The following is an 18818-nucleotide window of genomic DNA, read 5'->3' as shown; positions in this document are numbered from 1 at the left end:
CGACGCAGCAATCTGGCGTCCAATGAACTACGTCAAATGGGAGTCGATAGCGTCGAACTTCGCGTAGACACGAGCGATCGACTTTCCAGCGATCACAAAAAGGTACGGTCCGCCACGGTGATTCGATGCAGAAGTCGGTCGTGCCCGTCGTAGCCACCCGTGGCCGCATGGTTGACGCAACGGTTGTCCCACAACAAAAGCGTTCCTTGCGTCCAGCGATGGCGATACACGACCTCCGAGCGAGCTTGGTGCTCGAACAACGCGCGCAGGATGGGCTGCGCTTCTTCCCCGCTCATGCCTTCGATGCCGATGGTGTAACCCGGGCTGGCGAACAAGGCCACGCGCCCTGTCTCGGGATGCACTCGTGCAAGGGGGTGCGATTGCGATCGCCAATGCCTCATCCGAATAGCGGATTTTCATCGAGCGTCCCGTGTCCTTTTCACCATAGGCGCCGTCGCGTGCATAGGCGCGGCCTGCCGAATGGATGCCGCGCCTTTCGGCCACCAGAGATTTCAAATTGGCGGGAAGCGTCTCCCAGGCGGCATATTGGTTGGAAAACAACGTGTCACCGCCTATGGGCGGGACGACGTTGCCGTACAGCAAGGTCGCTGCTGGCGGCTCCGCCATGAAACTCCAGTCCGAATGCCAAGTCTCGGCAAACAAGGGCGTCTTTTCATTCGCATCCCGGCGCACTTGTGCGACATGGGGATGGCCGGGAATCGATTCAAAGAAAGGGTCGGAGCCGTACGGGCCAATGGTCAGGGCGAAGCGCTCGATGTCCTCGATGGCCATGTCTTGATCGATGAATGCGAGGACTTGATGTTCAAGCCAGTGTTTGCGTATTTCGACGACCTGCGCGTCCGTCAGCGTGCGCGTCAGATCCACGCCTTCCACTACCGCGCCGCACGGCGCGTCCTGTCGCAGAACATTCATTTCCATCTATGTCTCCTTCATCAAGTGATTGCCCCATGAAAGCGAGAGACAGGTGCTCTCCGCAACTTTCTGATCGAGGGTCAGTAGCCCGCTTGGCTTTGCAGTCTATGGATGCCATCATCTTCATGCCAATGGATATTCTTGATAAGCATCATTCATGAATCAGAATTTGCAGAAGATCGACCTCAACCTCTTGTTGGTGTTCGACACCCTCATGCAGGAGCGCAACCTGTCACGCGCCGCAGAGCGAATGCACAAGAGTCAGCCGGCCATGAGCAACGCGCTCAGCCGCCTGCGCGAGCAACTGGGGCAGCCGCTGTTTCGTCGCACGGCCAAAGGGCTCGAACCAACTGTCGAGGCCATGGCACTGCACAGGTCGGTGCGGCAAGCCTTGTATCTGTTGCAGTCTGGAATTGGTGGCCAGGAAAGCTTCCGCCCCGACACCGAGCGAATTTTTCGGTTGTCTATGAATGACGATGCCCAATTACGATTGCTGCCAGCCTTGATGGCGCGGCTGAAGCAACTGGCGCCGCGGGTGATACTGCAGGTGTTGCCCGACGAAGGCACCTCGCTACCACAACGGCTGGCCAGTGGGGATCTGGATCTGGCAATGGATTATCTGTACTTCGATGATCCTGATCTTCTTTACCAGCCGATCACCGAAGAATCACTCGCGGTGATCGGTCGCGCGGGGCATCCTGCGTTCAAGGACGGCCTTGACAAGAAGGCCTACCTGAAAGCACAGCACGTCTCGATTCTGCCCCGAGCCGGCCGCGGCAGTCCTCTTGAAATCGTTTTGGGATCGGCCAAGGTGCGACGTCATGTGCAACTCCAGGTGCCGCATTACCTGACGATTCCTGCCATAGTCGCCGGCACCGAATTGCTGGGCACCATACCGCTGAACCTGGCCAGATATTTCGCTCGCAGCCAGGGTTTCCAGATCGCGGAGTTTCCATTCGAGATGTCTCCGATACAGATCAGTCTCATATGGCATCGCAAGCAAGAGCACGTCTCCGACTTGCAATGGCTGAAGGAGCAGATTCTTCATACTGCGCTCCGCGGAAAAAGCGCTGGTGAAATCGAAGCGCGGCACCTGCACGGCTGATCGGCAGAGGACATCCGCCGTCTCCATCTCGCGTCCACCGATCTCGGCGAGGTCGCGATAGGTTGGGCCGTCGGCCGGCTCAGCGCACCAGACCCAGCCGCCGCGCCGCGCTGACCGCCTGCGAGCGGCTTCCCACCGACAGCTTGCTGTTGATGTTGCGCAGGTGGGTCCGCACGGTGCTGTCCGATATGAACAGCTTCTCGGAGATCGCGCTGTTGGAGTAGCCGTCGGCCAGGAGCCGCAGGATCAGAAGTTCCTTCTGCGTCAGCGGATCGAGCAGCGCCGGCATCGGCATTACCGCCGCAGCCCCATCTGTGGTCACCACGTCATGCTCCGGAGCTGTCTCAGCCGAATTCAACCCGAAGGCCTTCACGAGGGTTCCGACATAGCGCACCAGCGCATCGTTTGGATCCTCGGTCTTCAACGAGGTCGCCAGTTGTCCGATCAGCATCGCCATGCTCGGCCCTTCGTCGAGCACCAGCCGCATGAAGCCCTGGCTGGCACAGCGGCGCAGCGTCTGGGCCAGCAGGCTCAGGGCCGACTCCACACCTTCGCAGCGTATCAGCGCGATGGCATGCAGCAGTCGGCAAGCCACGGCGCGCCGATGGCGCTGCGCACCCACCGCGTCAGCCGCCTCCCGTGCAAGCCGCAGTGCGGCGTGGCGCGCGTCGCCGGTCACCGCGTCCCAGCGCAAGCGTCCCAGCGTGAGGTCGTCGACGTCGTTGCCCAGCAGGCGGAACTGCGATGCGTTGGGCCACACGGCGCCGTTGTCAGCACGCTCCAGTTCGACCCGCGCTGAATCCGCGCGCCCCTGCAGCAGTTGCACGCGAGCGCGCTCCAGGTGCGCGCTCGCCACCACGCGCGGCAGCAGGCGCTGGTGGCCGATCCCCTCGAGTTCGATCAGCAGACGGAAGCATTCGTCCACGTCGCCACCGTCGAAGGCAAGGCGCGCCAGCATGCGATAGCCCAGAATGGTGTGGTCCGGCAGACCCACGTCGCTCGTTGTCGGCAGGTATTGACCGCTGTCAGCCCCGCCGCCAGCATGGCCCCCTGCAAGCGCGAGCCAACATGGGCAAAGTAGAGCGGCTGCGGGGCGATGAAGCACAGTTCGACGAGGCAGTAGCCCCCGAACGCGACCCAAGGCGAGCCGAAGACCGCAATGAGCAGCCCGACGAACATGCCGGCGGTTGAGATCAGCATCCATCGCTTGGGCTTGAGGTCTCGTTCCGCGAGCCGCGGGATCACGATGGCCCCGATCGCGGCGCAGATCCACGGGATCGCAATCAGCAGACCGACCTGCAGGGAACTCAGCCCCGGCCCACCAGCGGCGACGATGGACGGCAGGAAGTGCACCACGGTGTAGACGCCCAGCTGGTTGGTCAGCCAGAACGGAAGCTCGGGCGATCACTGGCCCAGTGGATGCAGGAGCAGCCGAGAAGCCTCGTGGCGGCTGCGAGGAAACTGGCTTAGCGCGGGGGCGGGCAATCGCGCACGAGCATCAGACCGTCAGGTGACGGCGAAACGACAAGCGGCTCTGCTCCGCAGGCCCGAAAGCATTCATCCAACATCGCGCGTGTGGCAAACGTCTCGGGCAGCAAAACCACCGGCTGGCGGTGCAGTTCCACCAGTCGCAGTCGCTTTCGCCCAGCCAGCGGATGCGCCGGAGAGACTGCCAGCACCATCTGCTCGTTGTACAGGGGCTCGAACCGCAACCCTTCCGAAGTGCGTGCGCGGTAGGAAATACCCATGTCGACCTTCCCTTCGATAAGGTAAGCACCGATCTCATCGACCGTGAGTTCATTGACGGTCACGTTGACAGTGGGATGCCGCACCAGCAAGGAAGCCACGCATTCGGGGATGAATCCGATGTTGAACGTGTGAGTCGCGCCGATGCGCAGGCTTCCCGTGAGTCCACTGGCGGACGCCTTCAATGCGCCTATCCCCTGGTCGACCTCCTTCAAGGCCTTGGCGGCATAGCCCAGGAACAACTCCCCTTCCTCAGTGATCAGCACGCGCTTGCCCACGCGCTCGAACAGACGATGGCCGATCTCGTCTTCGAGTTGGCGGATCTGGTGCGACAAAGTGGATTGCGTCACATGCACCCGCTCGGCTGCCCTGGTGAAGTGAAGGCACTCGGCCAGGGCCACGAAATAGCGCAGGTGCCTCAGTTCCATTGAGTCGTCTCCGGCAATTCATTGATCGATGCCATCCATGCTAAAGGACGATATTCATCATTTCCATATTTCGGCAGCAGTCGCTCCAATCGGCTTGTATCTGCACACCGGTGTGTGCAGCCACCACAACGCAAGGAGACACGTATATGCAGGAACGCCGCCGCAAGTTTTATGGCTGGGGATACGAGGGGGACACCGTGCCCGAGAAAGAGATCGAGACTTTCGAGCGCGCCTGGAGCCGGCTGCTCGGCGTCGAGCACTTCGAGGCCACACCGTTTCCGCGCGAGGAGGACATCGCACTGCGCGCGCCGCGCATGCAGCCGCCGGCGAGCCTGGCTGCGATCTGCACGACGGGGCACTACGACCGCCTGTATCACACCTACGGGGCCGGCACGGTCGATGTAGCCCGTGCGCTGCGAGGCGAGTTCCGCAACCCGCCAGACGTGATCGCCTATCCGCGCACGGAGGAGGACATAGTCAACCTCTACGACTGGTGCGGATCGCACAACCTGGCCGTCGTTCCCTATGGCGGTGGCACCAGTGTGGTCGGCGGCGTCAATCCACCCGACAGCGACCGCTACCGCGGCGTGGTCAGTATCGACATGAAGCATTTCGATCAGGTACTGGAGGTGGACGAGACCTCGCAGTCGGCGCGCATCCAGGCCGGCGTGCTCGGCCCAAGCCTCGAACGCCAGCTCAAGCCCACTGGTCTAACCCTGCGCTTTTTCCTGCAGGCTTGGGAGTTCTCCTCACTGGGCGGTTGGATCGCGACCCGGGCCGCAGGTCATTTCGCTACGGCGTACACGCAGATCGACGACCATGTGCAGAGCCTCAAGGTGGTCACGCCGGCAGGCAACATCGCCTCGCGCCGCTTCCCGGTGTCGGGCTCGGGCCCCAACCCGGATCGGCTCTTCCTCGGCTCCGAGGGTGCGCTGGGCATCATCACCGAAGCGTGGGTCCGGCTGCACCGACGCCCCGTCTTTCGCAAGATGACGACCGTGCGCTTCAAGCGCTACGAGGACGCCGTGGAAGCCGCGCGCCAGTTGTCCCAGTCCGGCCTGAACCCTGCCAACGCCCGCCTGATCGAGCGTGAGGAAGCCGCCTACACCGAGTCCAGCGACGGTAGCTACGACATCCTGGTTCTCGGTTTCGAGTCGGCCGACCACCCGGTCGACGCCTGGATGGGCCGTGCGCTGGAGATCTGCGCCGCCTGCGCTGGCGAATGGGACGCGAAAGCATTGGACGGTGAGAAGGCCGGCTCCGATTCCGACACGGCCAACTGGCGCAACAAGTTTCTGCGCGGTCCCTTCATGCGCGAATACGCCATCGCGCGCGGGGTGATGCGCGAGACCATGGAGACGGCCATTCCCTGGAGCGGCTTCGCAGCGCTGCACGCCCATGTCAAGGCAGAAACCCATCGCGCAATCCGCGATGTCACTGGCCGGCCCGGCTCGGTCACTTGCCGCTTTACCCACCTTTACCCGGACGGCCCGGCGCCCTACTTCACCTGGTTCGCCTACGGCGACAAGGCACGGCTGCCGGAGCAGTACATGGCGATCAAGCGCGTCGCCGAGCAGGCCATGGTCGACGCGGGCGGCACGGTCACCCACCACCACGCACTCGGACGCGATCACCGTCCCTGGTACGACAAGGAGCGGCCCGAGCTGTTCTGCACCGCGCTGCGAGCCGCAAAGCAGGCCTTTGACCCGAAGCAGATCCTGAATCCGGGTGTACTTTTCGACCCGAGTTGACCATGACGGAATCCAAGACTCACACCACCGCAGCCCCTCTGTCCGGAATCCGGGTTCTCGATCTCAGCCGCATCCTCGCGGGACCGTGGAGCACCCAGTTGCTGGCGGATCTGGGGGCGGACGTGATCAAGATCGAACGCCCCGTCAGCGGCGACGACACCCGGAGTTGGGGTCCGCCATTCCTGGCACGGGAGGATGGGACACCGACGGTCGAATCGGCCTATTTCCTGGCGGCCAATCGCGGCAAGCGGTCGATCACCGTCGACATCGGCACGAGCGAGGGGCAGGACATCGTGCGTGCGCTGGCTCGGAACGCGGATGTCTTCGTGGAGAACTACAAGATCGGCGACATGAAACGATATGGACTGGACCATACGGCGCTGAGCGAGCTCAATCCGCGGCTGGTCTATTGCTCGATCACCGGATTCGGCCAGACAGGCCCATACAGCCACCGCGCGGGCTACGACTTCGTGATCCAGGCAATGGGCGGCCTGATGAGCATCACCGGGCAGAGCGACGACCAACCCGGCGGCGGAGCACAGAAGTGTGGAGTCCCGATCGCAGACTTGATGACCGGCATGTACGCTTCCACTGCCATCCTGAGCGCCCTGCTCGAGCGCGTCGGCAGCGGCCAAGGCCAGTGCATTGACATGAGCCTGCTGGATACTCAGGTGGCGTGGCTTGCCAACCAGGCGGCCAATTATTTGGTGTCGGGCCACACTCCCAAGCGCTGGGGCAACGCACACCCCAACCTCGCGCCCTACCAGGCATTTGCCGCGCGGGACGGGGAACTGATCGTCGCGGTTGGCAACGACCGTCAGTTCGCCGCGCTGTGCCGGACGCTGGGCAACGCGGCGCTTGCCGCCGAGTCGCGCTTCGCCACCAACACACAGCGGCTGGAGCACCGAGCCCAGCTCATCTCTCTGCTGGCTGCACTATTCGCCGGCCAGAGCCGCGACCACTGGTTGGCCCGGCTCGAGGAGGCCGGCGTGCCATGTGGACCGATCCAGAGCATTCCCCAGGCCTTGGCAGACGCACACGTCCAAGCACGCGGCATGGTGTTCTCGCTGCCGCACGCCAGCGGCGCAGAGGCCCCGCAGATCGCCAATCCAATCAAGTTCTCACGCACCCGCATCGCCTACCGACGCCCGCCCCCCGTCCTAGGCGAACACACCGCTGAGGTGCTGGCCCAAGACTTGGGCTGGACTGTGGCCCAGATCTCGGCCCTGCAGCACCAGGGCATCGTCTGAAGCCCGCGAACAGCGCTAGTTCCCCGACGGCTACTCACTACAAAGGAGACTTTCCATGACGCACTCTATTCGCCGGGCCTTGACCACACTTCTATGCATCGGCGCGCTGGTCGGCGCAGGCGCTGCAATCGCCAAGGACTGGCCGGCGCAAGCAGTCCGCATCGTTCTGCCATATCCGCCAGGCGGCGCCTCGGACGTCACAGCCCGCCTGCTGGGCCACCAGTTGGGGCTGGCCCTGAACGCTTCCGTCATCGTCGAGAACCGCCCCGGCGCCAACGGCATCATCGCCAACGAACTCGTGGCCAAGTCTGCGGCCGACGGCTACACCGTCCTGATGGCAAACCTCGGCCCAAACGCCATCAACCCAGCCGTCTACGCCCGGCTTCCCTACGATACCGCCAAAGACTTCGCTCCGGTGATCCTCACGACGAAGGTCCCGCTGTTGATCGTAGCGGCCGTGGCTCGCCTCTGACGAGCTTGGCGCAATTCATCGCTCTTGCTCGGGAAAAGCCGGGCCAAGTCAGCTTCGGCTCCGCTGGCAATGGCTCCGGTAGCCACTTGGCCGGCGAGCTCTTGGCCATGACGACGGGCACCAAGATGCTGCACGTCCCCTACAAGGGCGACGCGCCCGCGCTGACAGACCTGATGAGCAACCAGGTTACGGTCGCCCTTCCCACGGCACTTGCAGGCGTTCCCCACGTCAAGAGCGGCAAACTGCGCGCGCTCGCCGTCACGAGCCAGTCGCGCATCCCTTCGTTGCCTGACGTACCAACAGTAGACGAAGCGCTCGGCACCAGCGGCTTTGAGGCGGTTTCCTGGGGAGGCCTCATGGTGCCAGCGGGCACGTCCGCACCCATCGTCGCTCGGATCAATACCGAGACCAACAGGGCGCTGCAGATGCCCGACATCCGCACCAAGCTGTCGGCACAAGGGGCTGAAGTCATGGGAGGCACTCCCGAGGCCTTCGGTACTTTCTTACGCTCGGAGCTGTCCAAATGGAAGCGTGTGGCGGAAGCCGCCAAGGTCCGACTCGAGTGAGCCCATGCGCTGGACGGAAGTCACGCATCGTGCCAGCCGCGGCACGTGAAGCCAGGCACGCCGCTTCTGACCCGAGTCGCTAAAGCGCACCCAGGACGCCATTCGAAGCACCCGTAAAAGGGCAGTGGTGTTAGAGCGTGTCGACCAGCTCCGGCACGGCCGTGAACAGGTCGGCCACGAGGCCGTAGTCGGCCACCGAGAAGATCGGGGCTTCTTCGTCCTTGTTGATCGCGACGATGACCTTCGAATCCTTCATGCCGGCCAAGTGCTGGATGGCACCCGAGATGCCGGCTGCGATGTACAGCTGCGGCGCGACGATCTTGCCGGTCTGGCCCACTTGCCAGTCGTTCGGGGCGTAGCCCGCGTCGACGGCGGCGCGGCTGGCGCCGAGGCCGGCGTTCAGCTTGTCGGCCAGCGGGGCCATCACTTCGGTGAACTTCTCTGCGCTGCCCAGGGCACGGCCACCCGCGACGATGATCTTGGCTGCCGTCAGTTCAGGACGCTCGCTCTTCGTGACTTCACGGCCGACGAAGCTGCTCTTGCCGCTGTCTGCAACGCCTTCAGCGGTTTCGATCGCTGCGCTGCCACCCGTGGCGGCTGCGGCATCGAAGCCGGTCGTGCGCACGGTGATCACCTTGGTGGCGTCGGTGCTCTGCACGGTGGCGATCGCGTTGCCAGCGTAGATCGGACGCTCGAACGTGTCGGGGCTGACAACCAAAGTGATGTCGCTGATCTGCGCCACGTCCAGCTTGGCGGCCACGCGCGGTGCGACGTTCTTGCCGTTGGCGGTCGAGGGGAACAGGATGTGGCTGTAGTTGCCGGCGATGGCCAGCACTTGGGCTGCGACGTTCTCGGCGAGGTTCTCTGCCAGCGAAGCGCTGTCGGCAGCGATCACCTTGGACACGCCAGCGATCTGCGCGGCGGCCTTAGCGGCTTCTGCTGCATTGGCACCGGCCACGAGGATGTGGACGTCGCCACCGCAAGCCAGGGCTGCGGTCACGGTGTTGAGGGTGGCCGGCTTGATGCTGGCGTGGTCGTGTTCGGCAATAACAAGTGCGGTCATGTTCAGATCACCTTCGCTTCGTTCTTCAGTTTGTCCACCAGCGTTGCAACGTCAGGCACCTTGATGCCGGCACCGCGCTTCGGCGGCTCGCTGACCTTCAGGGTCTTGAGGCGCGGCTTCACGTCCACGCCCAGGTCTTCAGGCTTGAAGACATCGAGCTGCTTCTTCTTGGCCTTCATGATGTTGGGCAGCGTCACGTAGCGCGGCTCGTTCAGGCGCAGGTCGGTCGTGATGACCGCGGGCAGCGTGAGCGTCAGCGTTTCCATGCCGCCGTCGACTTCGCGCGCGACGGTGACCTTGTCGGCTGCCAGGTCGACCTTCGAGGCGAAGGTGGCTTGCGGCAGGTCGGCCAAAGCAGCCAGCATCTGGCCGGTCTGATTGGCGTCGTCATCGATGGCCTGCTTGCCGAGGATGATCAGCTGGGGCTGTTCCTTGTCGACCAGCGCCTTGAGCAGCTTGGCCACGGCCAGCGGCTGCAGCTCTTCGGTGGTCTCGACCAGGATGCCGCGGTCGGCGCCGATGGCCATCGCGGTGCGCAGGGTTTCCTGGCATTTGGCATCACCGCAGGACACGGCGATGACTTCGGTCACGAGGCCCTTTTCCTTCAGCCGCACCGCTTCTTCGACAGCGATCTCGTCGAAGGGGTTCATGCTCATCTTGACGTTGGCAATGTCCACCCCGGTGCCGTCGCTCTTGACGCGCACCTTCACGTTGTAGTCCACCACGCGCTTGACGGGGACGAGAAGTTTCATTTCGATTCCTGTGATTTTCGAAGTATTTGATGCGCCAACGCTTAAGAAAGTCCCGTAAACCGCGCAGCCCTGCGCTCGCGCCGCGCCGCGACGCCTTCCGCCGCATCAGCGCTGCCGGCCACGTCCTGCGCCAGCATTTGCGTGCAAACCATCGCCTCCACGGGGCTGCGTGCTAGCGTCTCCTGCGCCATGCGTTTGAGAAAGCGCATGACTGTCGGTGACGAGTCCGCCATGTCGTGCGCCATCTCCATGGCCACGGCCATTTCCTCACCGGGCACACACAGGCGGTTGACGAAGCCCGCTTCATAGGCGCGCTGCACCGATACGGGCCGGCCGAGCAGCATCAGCTCCATGGCGATCTTGTGCGGTATGCGCGCAATGATCGACGCCACCAAGCCTGCCGCGTTGCCCATCCGCGCCTCGGGGTAAACAAAGGTGCTGCGATCCGTCGCGATGCAGAGGTCGCAGAAGGTAACCAGTGTCACGCCCGCTGCGATGACGGGGCCATCCACCACGGCAATGATCGGCTTGCCCACCGGCACGCCGAGCTCGGGTATGGCGCGCCAGAACTGGGCCGGCGCGGCCTTCATGTCGAGCCCCGCCGTGAAGACCGGACCATTGGCACGCAATACCGCCACGCGGTCATCGGATGACGCGAAGTCCCGCCATGCCCGTTCAAGAGCCTGCACCGCGGCTTCGTCCAGCGCATTGCGCTTGGTCGCGCGGTCCAGCGTGATGACGCGCACCCGGCCGATGGAGCGCACATCGATGCGAGGGGCGGCCACTGTCATCCTGAAAGCTCCGCCCGTGTGGCCGCTGCCTGCCGCATCTGCGCCATGGCGTATGCCACCTCGACATGCAGCAGAAGCGGATAGCCCATGCTGATGATCAGCCACTCCAGGGCCGCACGGACGGTATGCTTCCATTCAGAACACATCACGCAGCCTCCTGTTGCGAGCTCCGCGCCACGGCGCTGATGATGTTCTTGGACGCCAGTTTCTCGATGCACTGGGAGTTGAGACCGAGCACCTGCTCCAGCACTTCACGCGTGTGGTGACCCAGGGCGCTGGGCGCCCGCTTGTACTGCACGGGCGTAGCGCTGAACTTGATCGGGTTGGCGATGCCGCGCATATAGCCTTCGCCGTTGTCACTACCGACGTCGACCGCCAGTTGGCGATGGATGACTTGCGGATGCTGGAAGGTTTCGCGATAGCTGTTGATACGACCATTGGGCACGCCGCGATCCGAAAATTCCTTGAGCCAGTGCTCGCACGGCAACTTTGCCATGATGGCCTGCACACGCGGCAGCAGGGCATCGCGGTGCAGGATGCGGCCGGACATGCGGGCATAAGCGGGGTCTGTCTCCAGCTCCTGGCTGCCCAGCGCCTGGCAAAAGCGCCGCCATTGCTCGTCGTTGCCCACAGCGATCACGATCTTTCCGTCCGAGGTGTCGAAGACCTGATACGGCACCAGCGTCGGATGCGCATTGCCCCAGCGGCGTGGATCCAGGTCGTTGACGAGGTGGAACGCCCCCTGGTTGGAGGCAAGCGCCGTCACGCAATCGAGTAGCGCCATATCGATGTATTGCCCTTCGCCCGTTGCGTTGCGGTGGTTTAGTGCCGCGAGAATCGCAATGCTCGCGTACAGCCCGGTGGTCAGGTCGGCCATGGCAATGCCTACCTTCTGGGGGCCGCCGCCCGGCAGATCGTCGCGCTCACCGGTAATGCTCATCAAGCCCCCTTCGGCCTGGAATACGAAGTCATAGCCAGGGCGGTCGGCATAAGGGCCCGTCTGGCCATAGCCGGTGATGGAGCAGTACACGATAGCGGGATTGAGGGCGCGGATGCTTTCGTAGTCGAGGCCATAACGAGCCAGGTCGCCGACCTTGAAGTTCTCGACGAACACGTCGCACTGCGCGGCCAGGGCGCGGATCAGGTCCGCGCCTTCGCGGCTGGCGATATCCACGCCCACCGAGCGCTTGTTGCGGTTGGCGGAGGCGAAGTAGGTCGCGTCAGGGGTTTCGCGGCCGTCCGTCGTGCGGAAATACGGCGGACCCCAATGCCGGGTGTCGTCGCCACGCGCCGGGTGTTCGATCTTGATGACATCGGCGCCCATGTCGGCCAGTGTCTGCGTGCACCAGGGTCCGGCCAGCACACGCGTCAAGTCCAGTACACGGATGTTTCCCAAGGCTTGCGGTTTCATCGTTTCGGCTCCCACTTTCAGTTCCCGCTAGGCAGGTTGATCTGAATGGACTTGACTTGCAGGAACTCTTCCACACCGAAGAGTCCGCCCTCGCGGCCAACGCCGCTTTGCTTGTAGCCGCCGAAAGGAGCCAGCGCATTGAAGCGCGCGCCGTTGATGTCTACCTGCCCAGCTTGGATGCGGCGTGCCACGGCCATCGCCTGCTGTTCCTCGCCCCAGACCGCGGCGGCCAGTCCATAGGCCGTGGCGTTGGCAAGGCGCACGGCATCGTCTACGTCCGAATAGGTGAGGATGCTCAGCACCGGACCGAAGACCTCCTGGCGCGCCAGCGCGTTGTCTTCGTCGACCGCGTATGCCCTGGGCGCGACAAAAAAACCTTGTTCCGGCACGGCGCTGGCCTCGGCAATGCGCTGGGCCCCCTGCCGCTCGCCTTCGTGCAACAGCGCCTGGACGCTGGCTTGCTGACGCTGCGAAATCAGCGGTCCGACACGGCTACCTTCGGACAGGCTGCTGCCCACTGTCAGCTTGGCGATTTCCTGCGCCACCAACGCACAGGCTTGCTGCGCCAGATCGGCCGGAACCAGCAGGCGCGTCAATGCGCTGCAGGTCTGGCCATTGTTGAGCATGCAGGAGGCCATCGTCGCCTTCACTGCACGCGCAAGATCAGCGCTCGGCAGCACCACGCTCGGCGACTTGCCTCCCAGCTCAGTGGTCACTTTCTTGACGGTCTGCGCCGCCAGTGCGGTCACGGCCTTGCCAGCCTGCGTCGAGCCGGTGAAGCTCAACACGTCCACCGCTTCGCTGGCCGCCAGCGGTGCACCGACCATTGGGCCCGTACCGTTCACCACGTTCACGACGCCGTCGGGAAAGCCAGCTTCGTGCAGCGCTTCGCAGATCAACTGCGTGGTTTGCGGCGTCAGCTCGCTCGGCTTGAGCACTACGGTGTTGCCCGTAAGCAGGGCGGGCGCGAGCTTGAGCACGATCTGGTGCAGTGGAAAGTTCCAGGGCGTGATGCAGGCGATGACGCCAAAGGGCTCGCGCGCGATGCGCGAATTGCCCACCATCGTCTCCCATGTCAGCGACTGCACGGTGTCCACGAAACTGCCGATATTGCACAGCGGAGACTCGACCTGGACGATCTGCGAGATCTTCAACGGCGTGCCTACTTCGGCCGCGATCGCGCGCACCAGTCGATCCTTGCGGGTGGCCAGTGCCTGTGCCCATTTTTGGACGATGCGTACGCGCTCCGGCAACGGCATCGCGCTCCAGCCCGCAAAGGCCGCGCGGGCGGCCTGCGCCGCGCGCAGTGCGTCGTCCTCGTGTCCCATGCCGACCCTCGCGGCCAGCGCGCCGGAGTTGGGGTCGAACACCTCAACAAATTCTTTGCCCTGCGTGGCACACCAGGCGCCGGCGATGTATTGGCGGTCGTAGAGATGGGTCATTTCACAGTTCCTCCAATGCCTGCACGCGGTCGGGGCCGCCCGACCATTGCCAGGCCAGCGAATGGCGCGACACCCCCAGCAACACGCCGTTTAGTGCACTTGGATGGATCCAGAGGCCATCGCGCTCCACGGGCGTCTGGGTGCGGCGCGTGTAGCGCTGCCCGTGCTTTTCGAGCCGCGCGATGACATCGGCCAGGTCATCGGTCTGCACGTAGCACATGTACAGCGCGTCGCCGCGCTTGGCCGAGAAGCGGCCCATGGGGAACGCCGGATCGTGTGCCTCGGAAAGCTCGATGCGGTCCAGACGGTCCGGATCGAACATCATGAGCGTTCCCACATAGCCGAAGCGCTCGAAGGTGATGCCCACGTTGCGCTCCGGCTGCAGGCCCAGGCCGTCCGCGTAGCGCGCGGCCACGTCCTGCCAAGGCGAGTTGAGCACCATCGTCAACTCGTAGAGAAACTCGATCGGCCCCTCGCCGCGCGCATTCCGGGCGGTTGTGCTGACCACCAGCGGCATGTTGTGCAGGTCCGAGGGTTCGAGGTACAGGCGTCCGTCGGCCGCCGTGAACCGCACTTGGTGGGCCGCCAGATGCCGGGTGAACGCCTCCAGGTCCGGCGTGGAGACGCCACCATACATGAGCCCCTCGCCCCACTGCTCCAGGTGCTTGTGGACGACGCCCTCGCCGCGTGGCTCGCACAGCTCGACCTGCGTGGCGCCCAGTTGCATGCGGCGCACGCGGGCGTTCAGCCACGTGCTGTCAAAATCTTCGATCCGGCGCGCGGCCAGGATATTGGAGTAGTTGCTTTGCGCGGCGTCCAGTGAACGCACGGCAACCAGAATTCGGTCTACGTAATCAAGCATGAGGCAGGCTTTCTGAAAAGGCGCACGCAGCGGCCATGACGCACGATGCGGCGGAATAAAGGATTCCCACGTTCGTGGGGACTCAATCAATCTGGATATCCAGTTCTTTGATCAAGGCGCCCCAGCGCCGGTCTTCGCGCGCAATGAAGTCGCCATATTCCCGAGGCGTGCTGGGTGTGATGTCGATGTTCTGCGCCCTGAAATACTCGACGAAATCAGGCTTGGCCTGCACCTTGCGCAGCGCGGCATTTAGCTGGTTGACGATGGGCCCGGGCGTTCCCTTGGGCAGATGCAGCCCGAACCAGGATGCCACCTCGACGTTGGGCAATCCGCTTTCGACAAACGTTGGCACGTTCGGTAGCGCATGAGAACGCTGCGCCTTCGTCACCGCCAGCGGCACGATCCTTCCGGACTTGATATGCGGCAATGCCGTGTTGATGCTGTCGAACATGAAGTCCAGATTTCCGCCGAGCAGGTCCGTCATCGCTGGAGCGCTGCCCTTGTAAGGCACATGGGTGACCTGAATGGCGGCCTGCTGGGCGAACAGCGCCGCGGAAAGGTGCGGCGATGAGCCCGCGCCGAACGAGCCGTAGTTCAACTGCCCGGGCTTTCTCTTGGCTTCTTCGATGAGCTTGGCGAGATTGGAATAGTTCCTGGACTTGTCTGCGTTCACCACCAGCACGTTGGCGCCATCGGCCACCTTGCCCACGGCAATGAGGTCACCCGGTGAATAGGGCATTTTCTTGAGCAGGAAACGGTTGACGCTGACTTGCCCGATCGCACCGAACATGACCGTGTAGCCATCCGGCTTGGCCTTGGCCACGTAACTCGCGGCGATGGAGCCATTCGCGCCTGCGCGGTTGTCCACAATCATCGGCACCTTCAGCTCCCCCTGCAGCTCCGCGGCGAGCTTACGGGCGATCACGTCGTTGATGCCGCCCGGTGGATAGCCCAGCACCAGCGTGATCGCTTTATGAGGCCAGGCGGCTTCGCTCTCGGGTTGTGCCTGCACACCAAGCGACGTACCCCCTAGGGCCATGGCAACCGACACCAAGGCCATCTGCCTCAAACGTCGGCGCGAAATAGGAACACGGCCAGTTTGAATCCGCATGTGTGTCTCCTGTTGCTTTTTGAATAGGCTCATTCTTGGGCAGCAAGCGGCAGCGCGGGACATGGCTTTTGACGAATGTGTGCGAACATCGCACGTAACCCGTTTGAAAAAATAAGGCCAAGCAATGGCGGATTCCGCAGCCTTCAACAACATGGAGCAAGTAGCGCAGAAGCATCGGGGCGATCCCGACTTCATGCTCTCACTGGCCCGAGGATTGCAGGTGCTGCTTGCGTTCTCGGAGCGAAAAAGTCCGTCTTCCGGCGCGGAAATCGCGCGGCGCACCGGGCTGGACCGCGCGGTCGTGCGTCGCTGCATACACACGCTGGAATGCGTGGACTTGGTGCGACGCGACGGCACCAAGTACGTGCTGGATGCGAGCGTGCTGAACCTTGGCCACGCCTACTTCTCGTCCATCGATCTGGTGCAGCGTGCTCAGCCTTTGCTGGATGAGCTGGGCGATGCGGTGCACACCAATTGCGCGCTGGCCATGCTCAACTGGAGCGACGTGGTCTACCTGGTGCGTTCGCAAAGCCGCCGGCTGATGCAGCGCTCGCTGGGCATGGGTAGCCGATTGCCGGCGCACTGCACGTCGCTGGGTCGGGTGCTGCTTGCCCATCTGGGCGCGACTGAGCTGGACGAGTATTTCGTGCAGGTGCCCCGTCCGCGGATCACGCCGCATACAGTGACGGAAGAGGCCGCGCTGCGCGACATTCTTACCCAAGTGCGAAAAGACGGTTTCGCGGTCGTCAACCAGGAGGTGGAACTGGATCTGGTGGGCATTGCGGTGCCTGTCAAGATGCAGGGATTCGCGGCACAACTTGCGCTGAGCGTGACCGTCAGCCCGCGCTACACGGCGCCGCATGAGATGAAGCCGCGCTATCTGGACCGCATGCAGGAAGTCGCCGCGCGACTGGGCGGGCTCTGAGTGCGCAGGGAGGCCCTGTTCGGAGATCAGGCGCTGCATGCGGTCACTCCACCCGGATGTGTTCAGCTCGGATGATCTCAGCCCACCGCCTGGACTCGCGCCGCACCTGGTCTTCGAACTCGGCCGGGCTGCTGTTAACGATGCGAAAACCGTCGGCCTCCATCCTGCCCTTGACGGCCGGCTGGGCCAATGTCTTGCGCAGCGCGGACTGGATGTGCTCGAACACCGGGCGCGGCACACCCTTGGGCACCATCATGCCTATCCACGACTGCGCCGTGTAGCCTGGCACGACCGAGCCGATGGTGGGCACGCCGGGCAACTGGACCACGGGCTCGGGGCTGCCGATGGCTACCGCGTTGACCTGGCCGGCCTTGATGTAGTTGACGACGGTGGGCAGGCTGCCGATGACCAGGTCCACTTCGCCGCCCAGCAGCGCGGTGAGCATGGGCCCGCCGCCCTTGTAGGGCACGTGGGTGAGTTGAGCGCCGGCCTGGCGCGCGAAGGCCACGGGGTTGAGGTGGTTGGAGCCGCCTACGCCCGACGAACCGTAGTTGAGCTTGCCGGGCTGCGCCTTGGCGGTGTCGATCACGGCCTGCAGCGATGTCAGTCCCGATTTCTTGGATGTGACCAGCGCCATGGGCATGGTGCCGATCAGGCTCACGTAGTCGAAGGAATGGAAGGTGTCGTACTTGATGCCGTAGAGGCTGGCATTGACGGCGTGCGAGTCGAACACCAGCAGCAGCGTGTAGCCGTCGGGCGCGGCACGCGCGGCCTCGTAGGTGCCGATGGTGCCGGAGGCGCCACCGCGGTTATCGACCACCACGCTCTGGCCCAGGTGCTCGGCGAACTTCTGCGAGATGGTGCGCGCCACGTAATCCACCGAGCCGCCGGGCGGAAATGGCACGATAAGCCGCACGGGCTTGCTGGGGTAGCTGCCCTGTGCCTGGACGCCGAGCGCGAACGTGGCGATGGCGCAGCCTAGCAGGCTGCGCACAAAGGTCTGGTGTTGCATGGTATTTGGTTGCTGGGATCTCTCGTTATCAAAAGTGAGCTTCTTGCGCTCACTACCAAAGGTTTTCAGGTGCTTTCCATTTCAAGAATCAATGGTGATAAGCGCCAGCAGTTATGTTTATTGCGGCATGGCTCAGCGGTTCACATCGACCACTACGCGCCCGCGCACACGGCCAGCGAGCAACTCTGGCGCCAGGGCCAGCGCCTCGGCCAGCCCGACCACGCGGGTGTTGCGCGCAATGACTTCGGTGGGCAACTCGGCAGCCAGGCGCTGCCAGGCCGTGCGGCGGCGCGCCTGCGGGGCGTACACGCTGTCCACCCCGGCGAGGGTGACGCCGCGCAGGATGAAGGGCGCCACACTGGCGGGCAGGTCCATACCCTGGGCCAGTCCGCAGGCGGCCACCACGCCGCCGTAGCGCATGCTGGCCAGCACATTGGCCAGCGTGTGACTGCCCACGGCGTCGATAGCGGCGGCCCAATTCTCCTTTTGCAGCGCCTTGCCGGGGCCGGAGAGCGCGGCGCGGTCGATGATGCCGCTGGCGCCCAGCGACTGCAGGTGGGCGGCCTCCTCAGGCCGGCCGGTGGAGGCCGTCACCGCATAGCCCAGCCGCGACAGCAGCGCGATGGCGATGCTGCCCACGCCGCCGTTGGCGCCGGTGACCAGCACTGGCCCCGCGTCGGGCTGCGCGCCATGGGCTTCGAGCGCCATCACGCACAGCATGGCGCTGTAGCCTGCCGTGCCGATCGACATGGCCTGCTGTGCCGTCATGCCCGCGGGCAGCGCCACCAGCCAGTCGGCGCGCGTGGTGGCGTAGCCGGTCAGCCCCCCCCAGCGCGTCTCGCCCGTGCCCCAGCCGTTGAGCACCACGGCATCGCCGGGCACAAAGCGCGGGTCGCTGCTGCGTTCCACCGAGCCCACGAAGTCGATGCCCGGCACCATGGGAAAGCTGCGCACCACGGGCGACTTGCCGGTGATGGCCAGCGCGTCCTTGTAGTTCAGCGTGGAGTGGCTCACGCGCACCAGCACTTCGCCTTCGGGCAGGTCGTCGATGGCCAGCGAACGCAGCTCAGCCTGGGTGGCGCCGCTGTCGGAGCGAGTCAAATAAAGGGTGGGGAACATGGCGGTTGCAGTGGGGTTGGAAGATGGGGATGAAGCGGACGCGGCGCGGACGTCATCGCGCCAGTCACGCGCATAGCGC

At 64.0% G+C, this 18818-nt stretch carries 20 protein-coding genes; 6 read left to right on the top strand and 14 right to left on the bottom strand.

The window, feature by feature from the left end; translation table 11 throughout:
* Window positions 1-27: 27 nt before the first annotated feature.
* A complete protein-coding gene (locus AC07Y4_RS04290) occupies window positions 28-939 on the bottom strand; it encodes a TauD/TfdA dioxygenase family protein (protein ID WP_494797359.1) in 912 nt (303 codons plus the stop codon).
* Between the two features lie 151 nt (window positions 940-1090).
* On the opposite strand from AC07Y4_RS04290, the gene bsrA reads away from it, so the two are divergent.
* Window positions 1091-2038: a LysR family transcriptional regulator BsrA gene (gene bsrA, locus AC07Y4_RS04285; protein ID WP_494797360.1), complete on the top strand. Its 948-nt coding sequence runs from the start codon at window positions 1091-1093 to the stop codon at window positions 2036-2038.
* Window positions 2039-2117: 79 nt separating this feature from the next.
* Here the strand turns inward: bsrA and AC07Y4_RS04280 are convergent, their stop codons facing one another.
* The 3 genes from AC07Y4_RS04280 to AC07Y4_RS04270 form a co-directional block, all read right to left on the bottom strand.
* Window positions 2118-2996, bottom strand: a complete 879-nt coding sequence (locus AC07Y4_RS04280) for a helix-turn-helix transcriptional regulator (RefSeq protein ID WP_494797361.1) — start codon at window positions 2994-2996, stop codon at window positions 2118-2120.
* Window positions 2939-3394 (bottom strand): hypothetical protein, encoded by a 456-nt coding sequence (locus AC07Y4_RS04275; protein WP_494797362.1) that lies wholly within the window; start codon window positions 3392-3394, stop codon window positions 2939-2941. The genes AC07Y4_RS04280 and AC07Y4_RS04275 overlap by 58 nt, the downstream gene beginning before the upstream one ends.
* A gap of 110 nt (window positions 3395-3504) precedes the next feature.
* The gene (locus AC07Y4_RS04270; RefSeq protein WP_494797363.1) at window positions 3505-4212 is read right to left on the bottom strand and encodes a LysR family transcriptional regulator; all 708 of its coding nucleotides are present in this window, start codon (window positions 4210-4212) and stop codon (window positions 3505-3507) included.
* A gap of 146 nt (window positions 4213-4358) precedes the next feature.
* On the opposite strand from AC07Y4_RS04270, the gene AC07Y4_RS04265 reads away from it, so the two are divergent.
* The 4 genes from AC07Y4_RS04265 to AC07Y4_RS04250 are packed head-to-tail and all read left to right on the top strand — an operon-like array spanning window position 4359 to window position 8251.
* On the top strand, window positions 4359-5963 hold the full coding sequence (locus AC07Y4_RS04265) for an FAD-binding oxidoreductase (protein ID WP_494797364.1): 1605 nt from the start codon (window positions 4359-4361) through the stop codon (window positions 5961-5963).
* Window positions 5964-5965: 2 nt separating this feature from the next.
* A complete protein-coding gene (locus AC07Y4_RS04260; protein WP_494797365.1) occupies window positions 5966-7213 on the top strand; it encodes a CaiB/BaiF CoA transferase family protein in 1248 nt (415 codons plus the stop codon).
* A 55-nt stretch (window positions 7214-7268) separates the two neighbouring features.
* Window positions 7269-7685, top strand: coding sequence for a Bug family tripartite tricarboxylate transporter substrate binding protein (locus tag AC07Y4_RS04255; protein WP_494797366.1), 417 nt, complete (start codon window positions 7269-7271; stop codon window positions 7683-7685).
* Window positions 7686-7690: 5 nt separating this feature from the next.
* Complete coding sequence (locus AC07Y4_RS04250) at window positions 7691-8251, top strand: tripartite tricarboxylate transporter substrate-binding protein (protein WP_494797367.1); 561 nt, start codon at window positions 7691-7693, stop codon at window positions 8249-8251.
* Window positions 8252-8381: 130 nt separating this feature from the next.
* Here AC07Y4_RS04250 and AC07Y4_RS04245 read toward each other — a convergent pair whose 3' ends face one another.
* The 8 genes from AC07Y4_RS04245 to AC07Y4_RS04210 form a co-directional block, all read right to left on the bottom strand.
* Complete coding sequence (locus AC07Y4_RS04245) at window positions 8382-9314, bottom strand: electron transfer flavoprotein subunit alpha/FixB family protein (protein WP_494797368.1); 933 nt, start codon at window positions 9312-9314, stop codon at window positions 8382-8384.
* Between the two features lie 2 nt (window positions 9315-9316).
* Window positions 9317-10066, bottom strand: a complete 750-nt coding sequence (locus tag AC07Y4_RS04240) for an electron transfer flavoprotein subunit beta/FixA family protein (RefSeq protein WP_494797369.1) — start codon at window positions 10064-10066, stop codon at window positions 9317-9319.
* 41 nt (window positions 10067-10107) lie between these two features.
* Entirely contained in the window at window positions 10108-10857 is a 750-nt protein-coding gene (locus AC07Y4_RS04235) for an enoyl-CoA hydratase/isomerase family protein (protein ID WP_494797370.1), read from the bottom strand.
* The gene (locus tag AC07Y4_RS04230) at window positions 10854-11003 is read right to left on the bottom strand and encodes a hypothetical protein (protein WP_494797371.1); all 150 of its coding nucleotides are present in this window, start codon (window positions 11001-11003) and stop codon (window positions 10854-10856) included. The genes AC07Y4_RS04235 and AC07Y4_RS04230 overlap by 4 nt, the downstream gene beginning before the upstream one ends.
* Complete coding sequence (locus AC07Y4_RS04225; protein WP_494797372.1) at window positions 11003-12268, bottom strand: CaiB/BaiF CoA transferase family protein; 1266 nt, start codon at window positions 12266-12268, stop codon at window positions 11003-11005. Before AC07Y4_RS04225 ends, AC07Y4_RS04230 begins: the two co-directional genes overlap by 1 nt.
* Before the next feature lie 17 nt (window positions 12269-12285).
* Window positions 12286-13710, bottom strand: a complete 1425-nt coding sequence (locus AC07Y4_RS04220) for an aldehyde dehydrogenase family protein (protein ID WP_494797373.1) — start codon at window positions 13708-13710, stop codon at window positions 12286-12288.
* Between the two features lies 1 nt (window position 13711).
* Window positions 13712-14572: a VOC family protein gene (locus AC07Y4_RS04215; protein ID WP_494797374.1), complete on the bottom strand. Its 861-nt coding sequence runs from the start codon at window positions 14570-14572 to the stop codon at window positions 13712-13714.
* A gap of 82 nt (window positions 14573-14654) precedes the next feature.
* Window positions 14655-15683, bottom strand: coding sequence for a Bug family tripartite tricarboxylate transporter substrate binding protein (locus AC07Y4_RS04210; RefSeq protein WP_494797375.1), 1029 nt, complete (start codon window positions 15681-15683; stop codon window positions 14655-14657).
* Between the two features lie 124 nt (window positions 15684-15807).
* Between AC07Y4_RS04210 and AC07Y4_RS04205 the strand changes: the two genes are divergently transcribed.
* The gene (locus tag AC07Y4_RS04205; protein WP_494797376.1) at window positions 15808-16608 is read left to right on the top strand and encodes an IclR family transcriptional regulator domain-containing protein; all 801 of its coding nucleotides are present in this window, start codon (window positions 15808-15810) and stop codon (window positions 16606-16608) included.
* Between the two features lie 43 nt (window positions 16609-16651).
* Here the strand turns inward: AC07Y4_RS04205 and AC07Y4_RS04200 are convergent, their stop codons facing one another.
* Both AC07Y4_RS04200 and acuI read right to left on the bottom strand, forming a co-directional pair.
* Window positions 16652-17620: a tripartite tricarboxylate transporter substrate binding protein gene (locus AC07Y4_RS04200; RefSeq protein WP_494797377.1), complete on the bottom strand. Its 969-nt coding sequence runs from the start codon at window positions 17618-17620 to the stop codon at window positions 16652-16654.
* 132 nt (window positions 17621-17752) lie between these two features.
* On the bottom strand, window positions 17753-18739 hold the full coding sequence (gene acuI / locus AC07Y4_RS04195; protein WP_494797476.1) for an acrylyl-CoA reductase (NADPH): 987 nt from the start codon (window positions 18737-18739) through the stop codon (window positions 17753-17755).
* Window positions 18740-18818: the final 79 nt, after the last annotated feature.

Source organism: Variovorax sp. GW460-12-1-14-LB1, from assembly GCF_059423605.1.
The sequence above is the reverse complement of the archived record's forward strand: the minus strand, read 5'-3'. Positions and strand labels throughout refer to the sequence as shown.

Coding starts and splice junctions, on each gene's coding strand:
- AC07Y4_RS04225 (WP_494797372.1), bottom strand. CDS start 12,268: ATGAAACCGCAAGCCTTGGGAAACATCCGTGTACTGGACTTGACGCGT.
- AC07Y4_RS04270 (WP_494797363.1), bottom strand. CDS start 4,212: ATGGAACTGAGGCACCTGCGCTATTTCGTGGCCCTGGCCGAGTGCCTT.
- AC07Y4_RS04245 (WP_494797368.1), bottom strand. CDS start 9,314: ATGACCGCACTTGTTATTGCCGAACACGACCACGCCAGCATCAAGCCG.
- AC07Y4_RS04240 (WP_494797369.1), bottom strand. CDS start 10,066: ATGAAACTTCTCGTCCCCGTCAAGCGCGTGGTGGACTACAACGTGAAG.
- AC07Y4_RS04290 (WP_494797359.1), bottom strand. CDS start 939: ATGGAAATGAATGTTCTGCGACAGGACGCGCCGTGCGGCGCGGTAGTG.
- AC07Y4_RS04210 (WP_494797375.1), bottom strand. CDS start 15,683: ATGCGGATTCAAACTGGCCGTGTTCCTATTTCGCGCCGACGTTTGAGG.
- AC07Y4_RS04255 (WP_494797366.1), top strand. CDS start 7,269: ATGACGCACTCTATTCGCCGGGCCTTGACCACACTTCTATGCATCGGC.
- AC07Y4_RS04230 (WP_494797371.1), bottom strand. CDS start 11,003: ATGTGTTCTGAATGGAAGCATACCGTCCGTGCGGCCCTGGAGTGGCTG.
- AC07Y4_RS04265 (WP_494797364.1), top strand. CDS start 4,359: ATGCAGGAACGCCGCCGCAAGTTTTATGGCTGGGGATACGAGGGGGAC.
- AC07Y4_RS04220 (WP_494797373.1), bottom strand. CDS start 13,710: ATGACCCATCTCTACGACCGCCAATACATCGCCGGCGCCTGGTGTGCC.
- AC07Y4_RS04280 (WP_494797361.1), bottom strand. CDS start 2,996: ATGCTGGCGCGCCTTGCCTTCGACGGTGGCGACGTGGACGAATGCTTC.
- bsrA (WP_494797360.1), top strand. CDS start 1,091: ATGAATCAGAATTTGCAGAAGATCGACCTCAACCTCTTGTTGGTGTTC.
- acuI (WP_494797476.1), bottom strand. CDS start 18,739: ATGTTCCCCACCCTTTATTTGACTCGCTCCGACAGCGGCGCCACCCAG.
- AC07Y4_RS04200 (WP_494797377.1), bottom strand. CDS start 17,620: ATGCAACACCAGACCTTTGTGCGCAGCCTGCTAGGCTGCGCCATCGCC.
- AC07Y4_RS04205 (WP_494797376.1), top strand. CDS start 15,808: ATGGCGGATTCCGCAGCCTTCAACAACATGGAGCAAGTAGCGCAGAAG.
- AC07Y4_RS04215 (WP_494797374.1), bottom strand. CDS start 14,572: ATGCTTGATTACGTAGACCGAATTCTGGTTGCCGTGCGTTCACTGGAC.
- AC07Y4_RS04260 (WP_494797365.1), top strand. CDS start 5,966: ATGACGGAATCCAAGACTCACACCACCGCAGCCCCTCTGTCCGGAATC.
- AC07Y4_RS04235 (WP_494797370.1), bottom strand. CDS start 10,857: ATGACAGTGGCCGCCCCTCGCATCGATGTGCGCTCCATCGGCCGGGTG.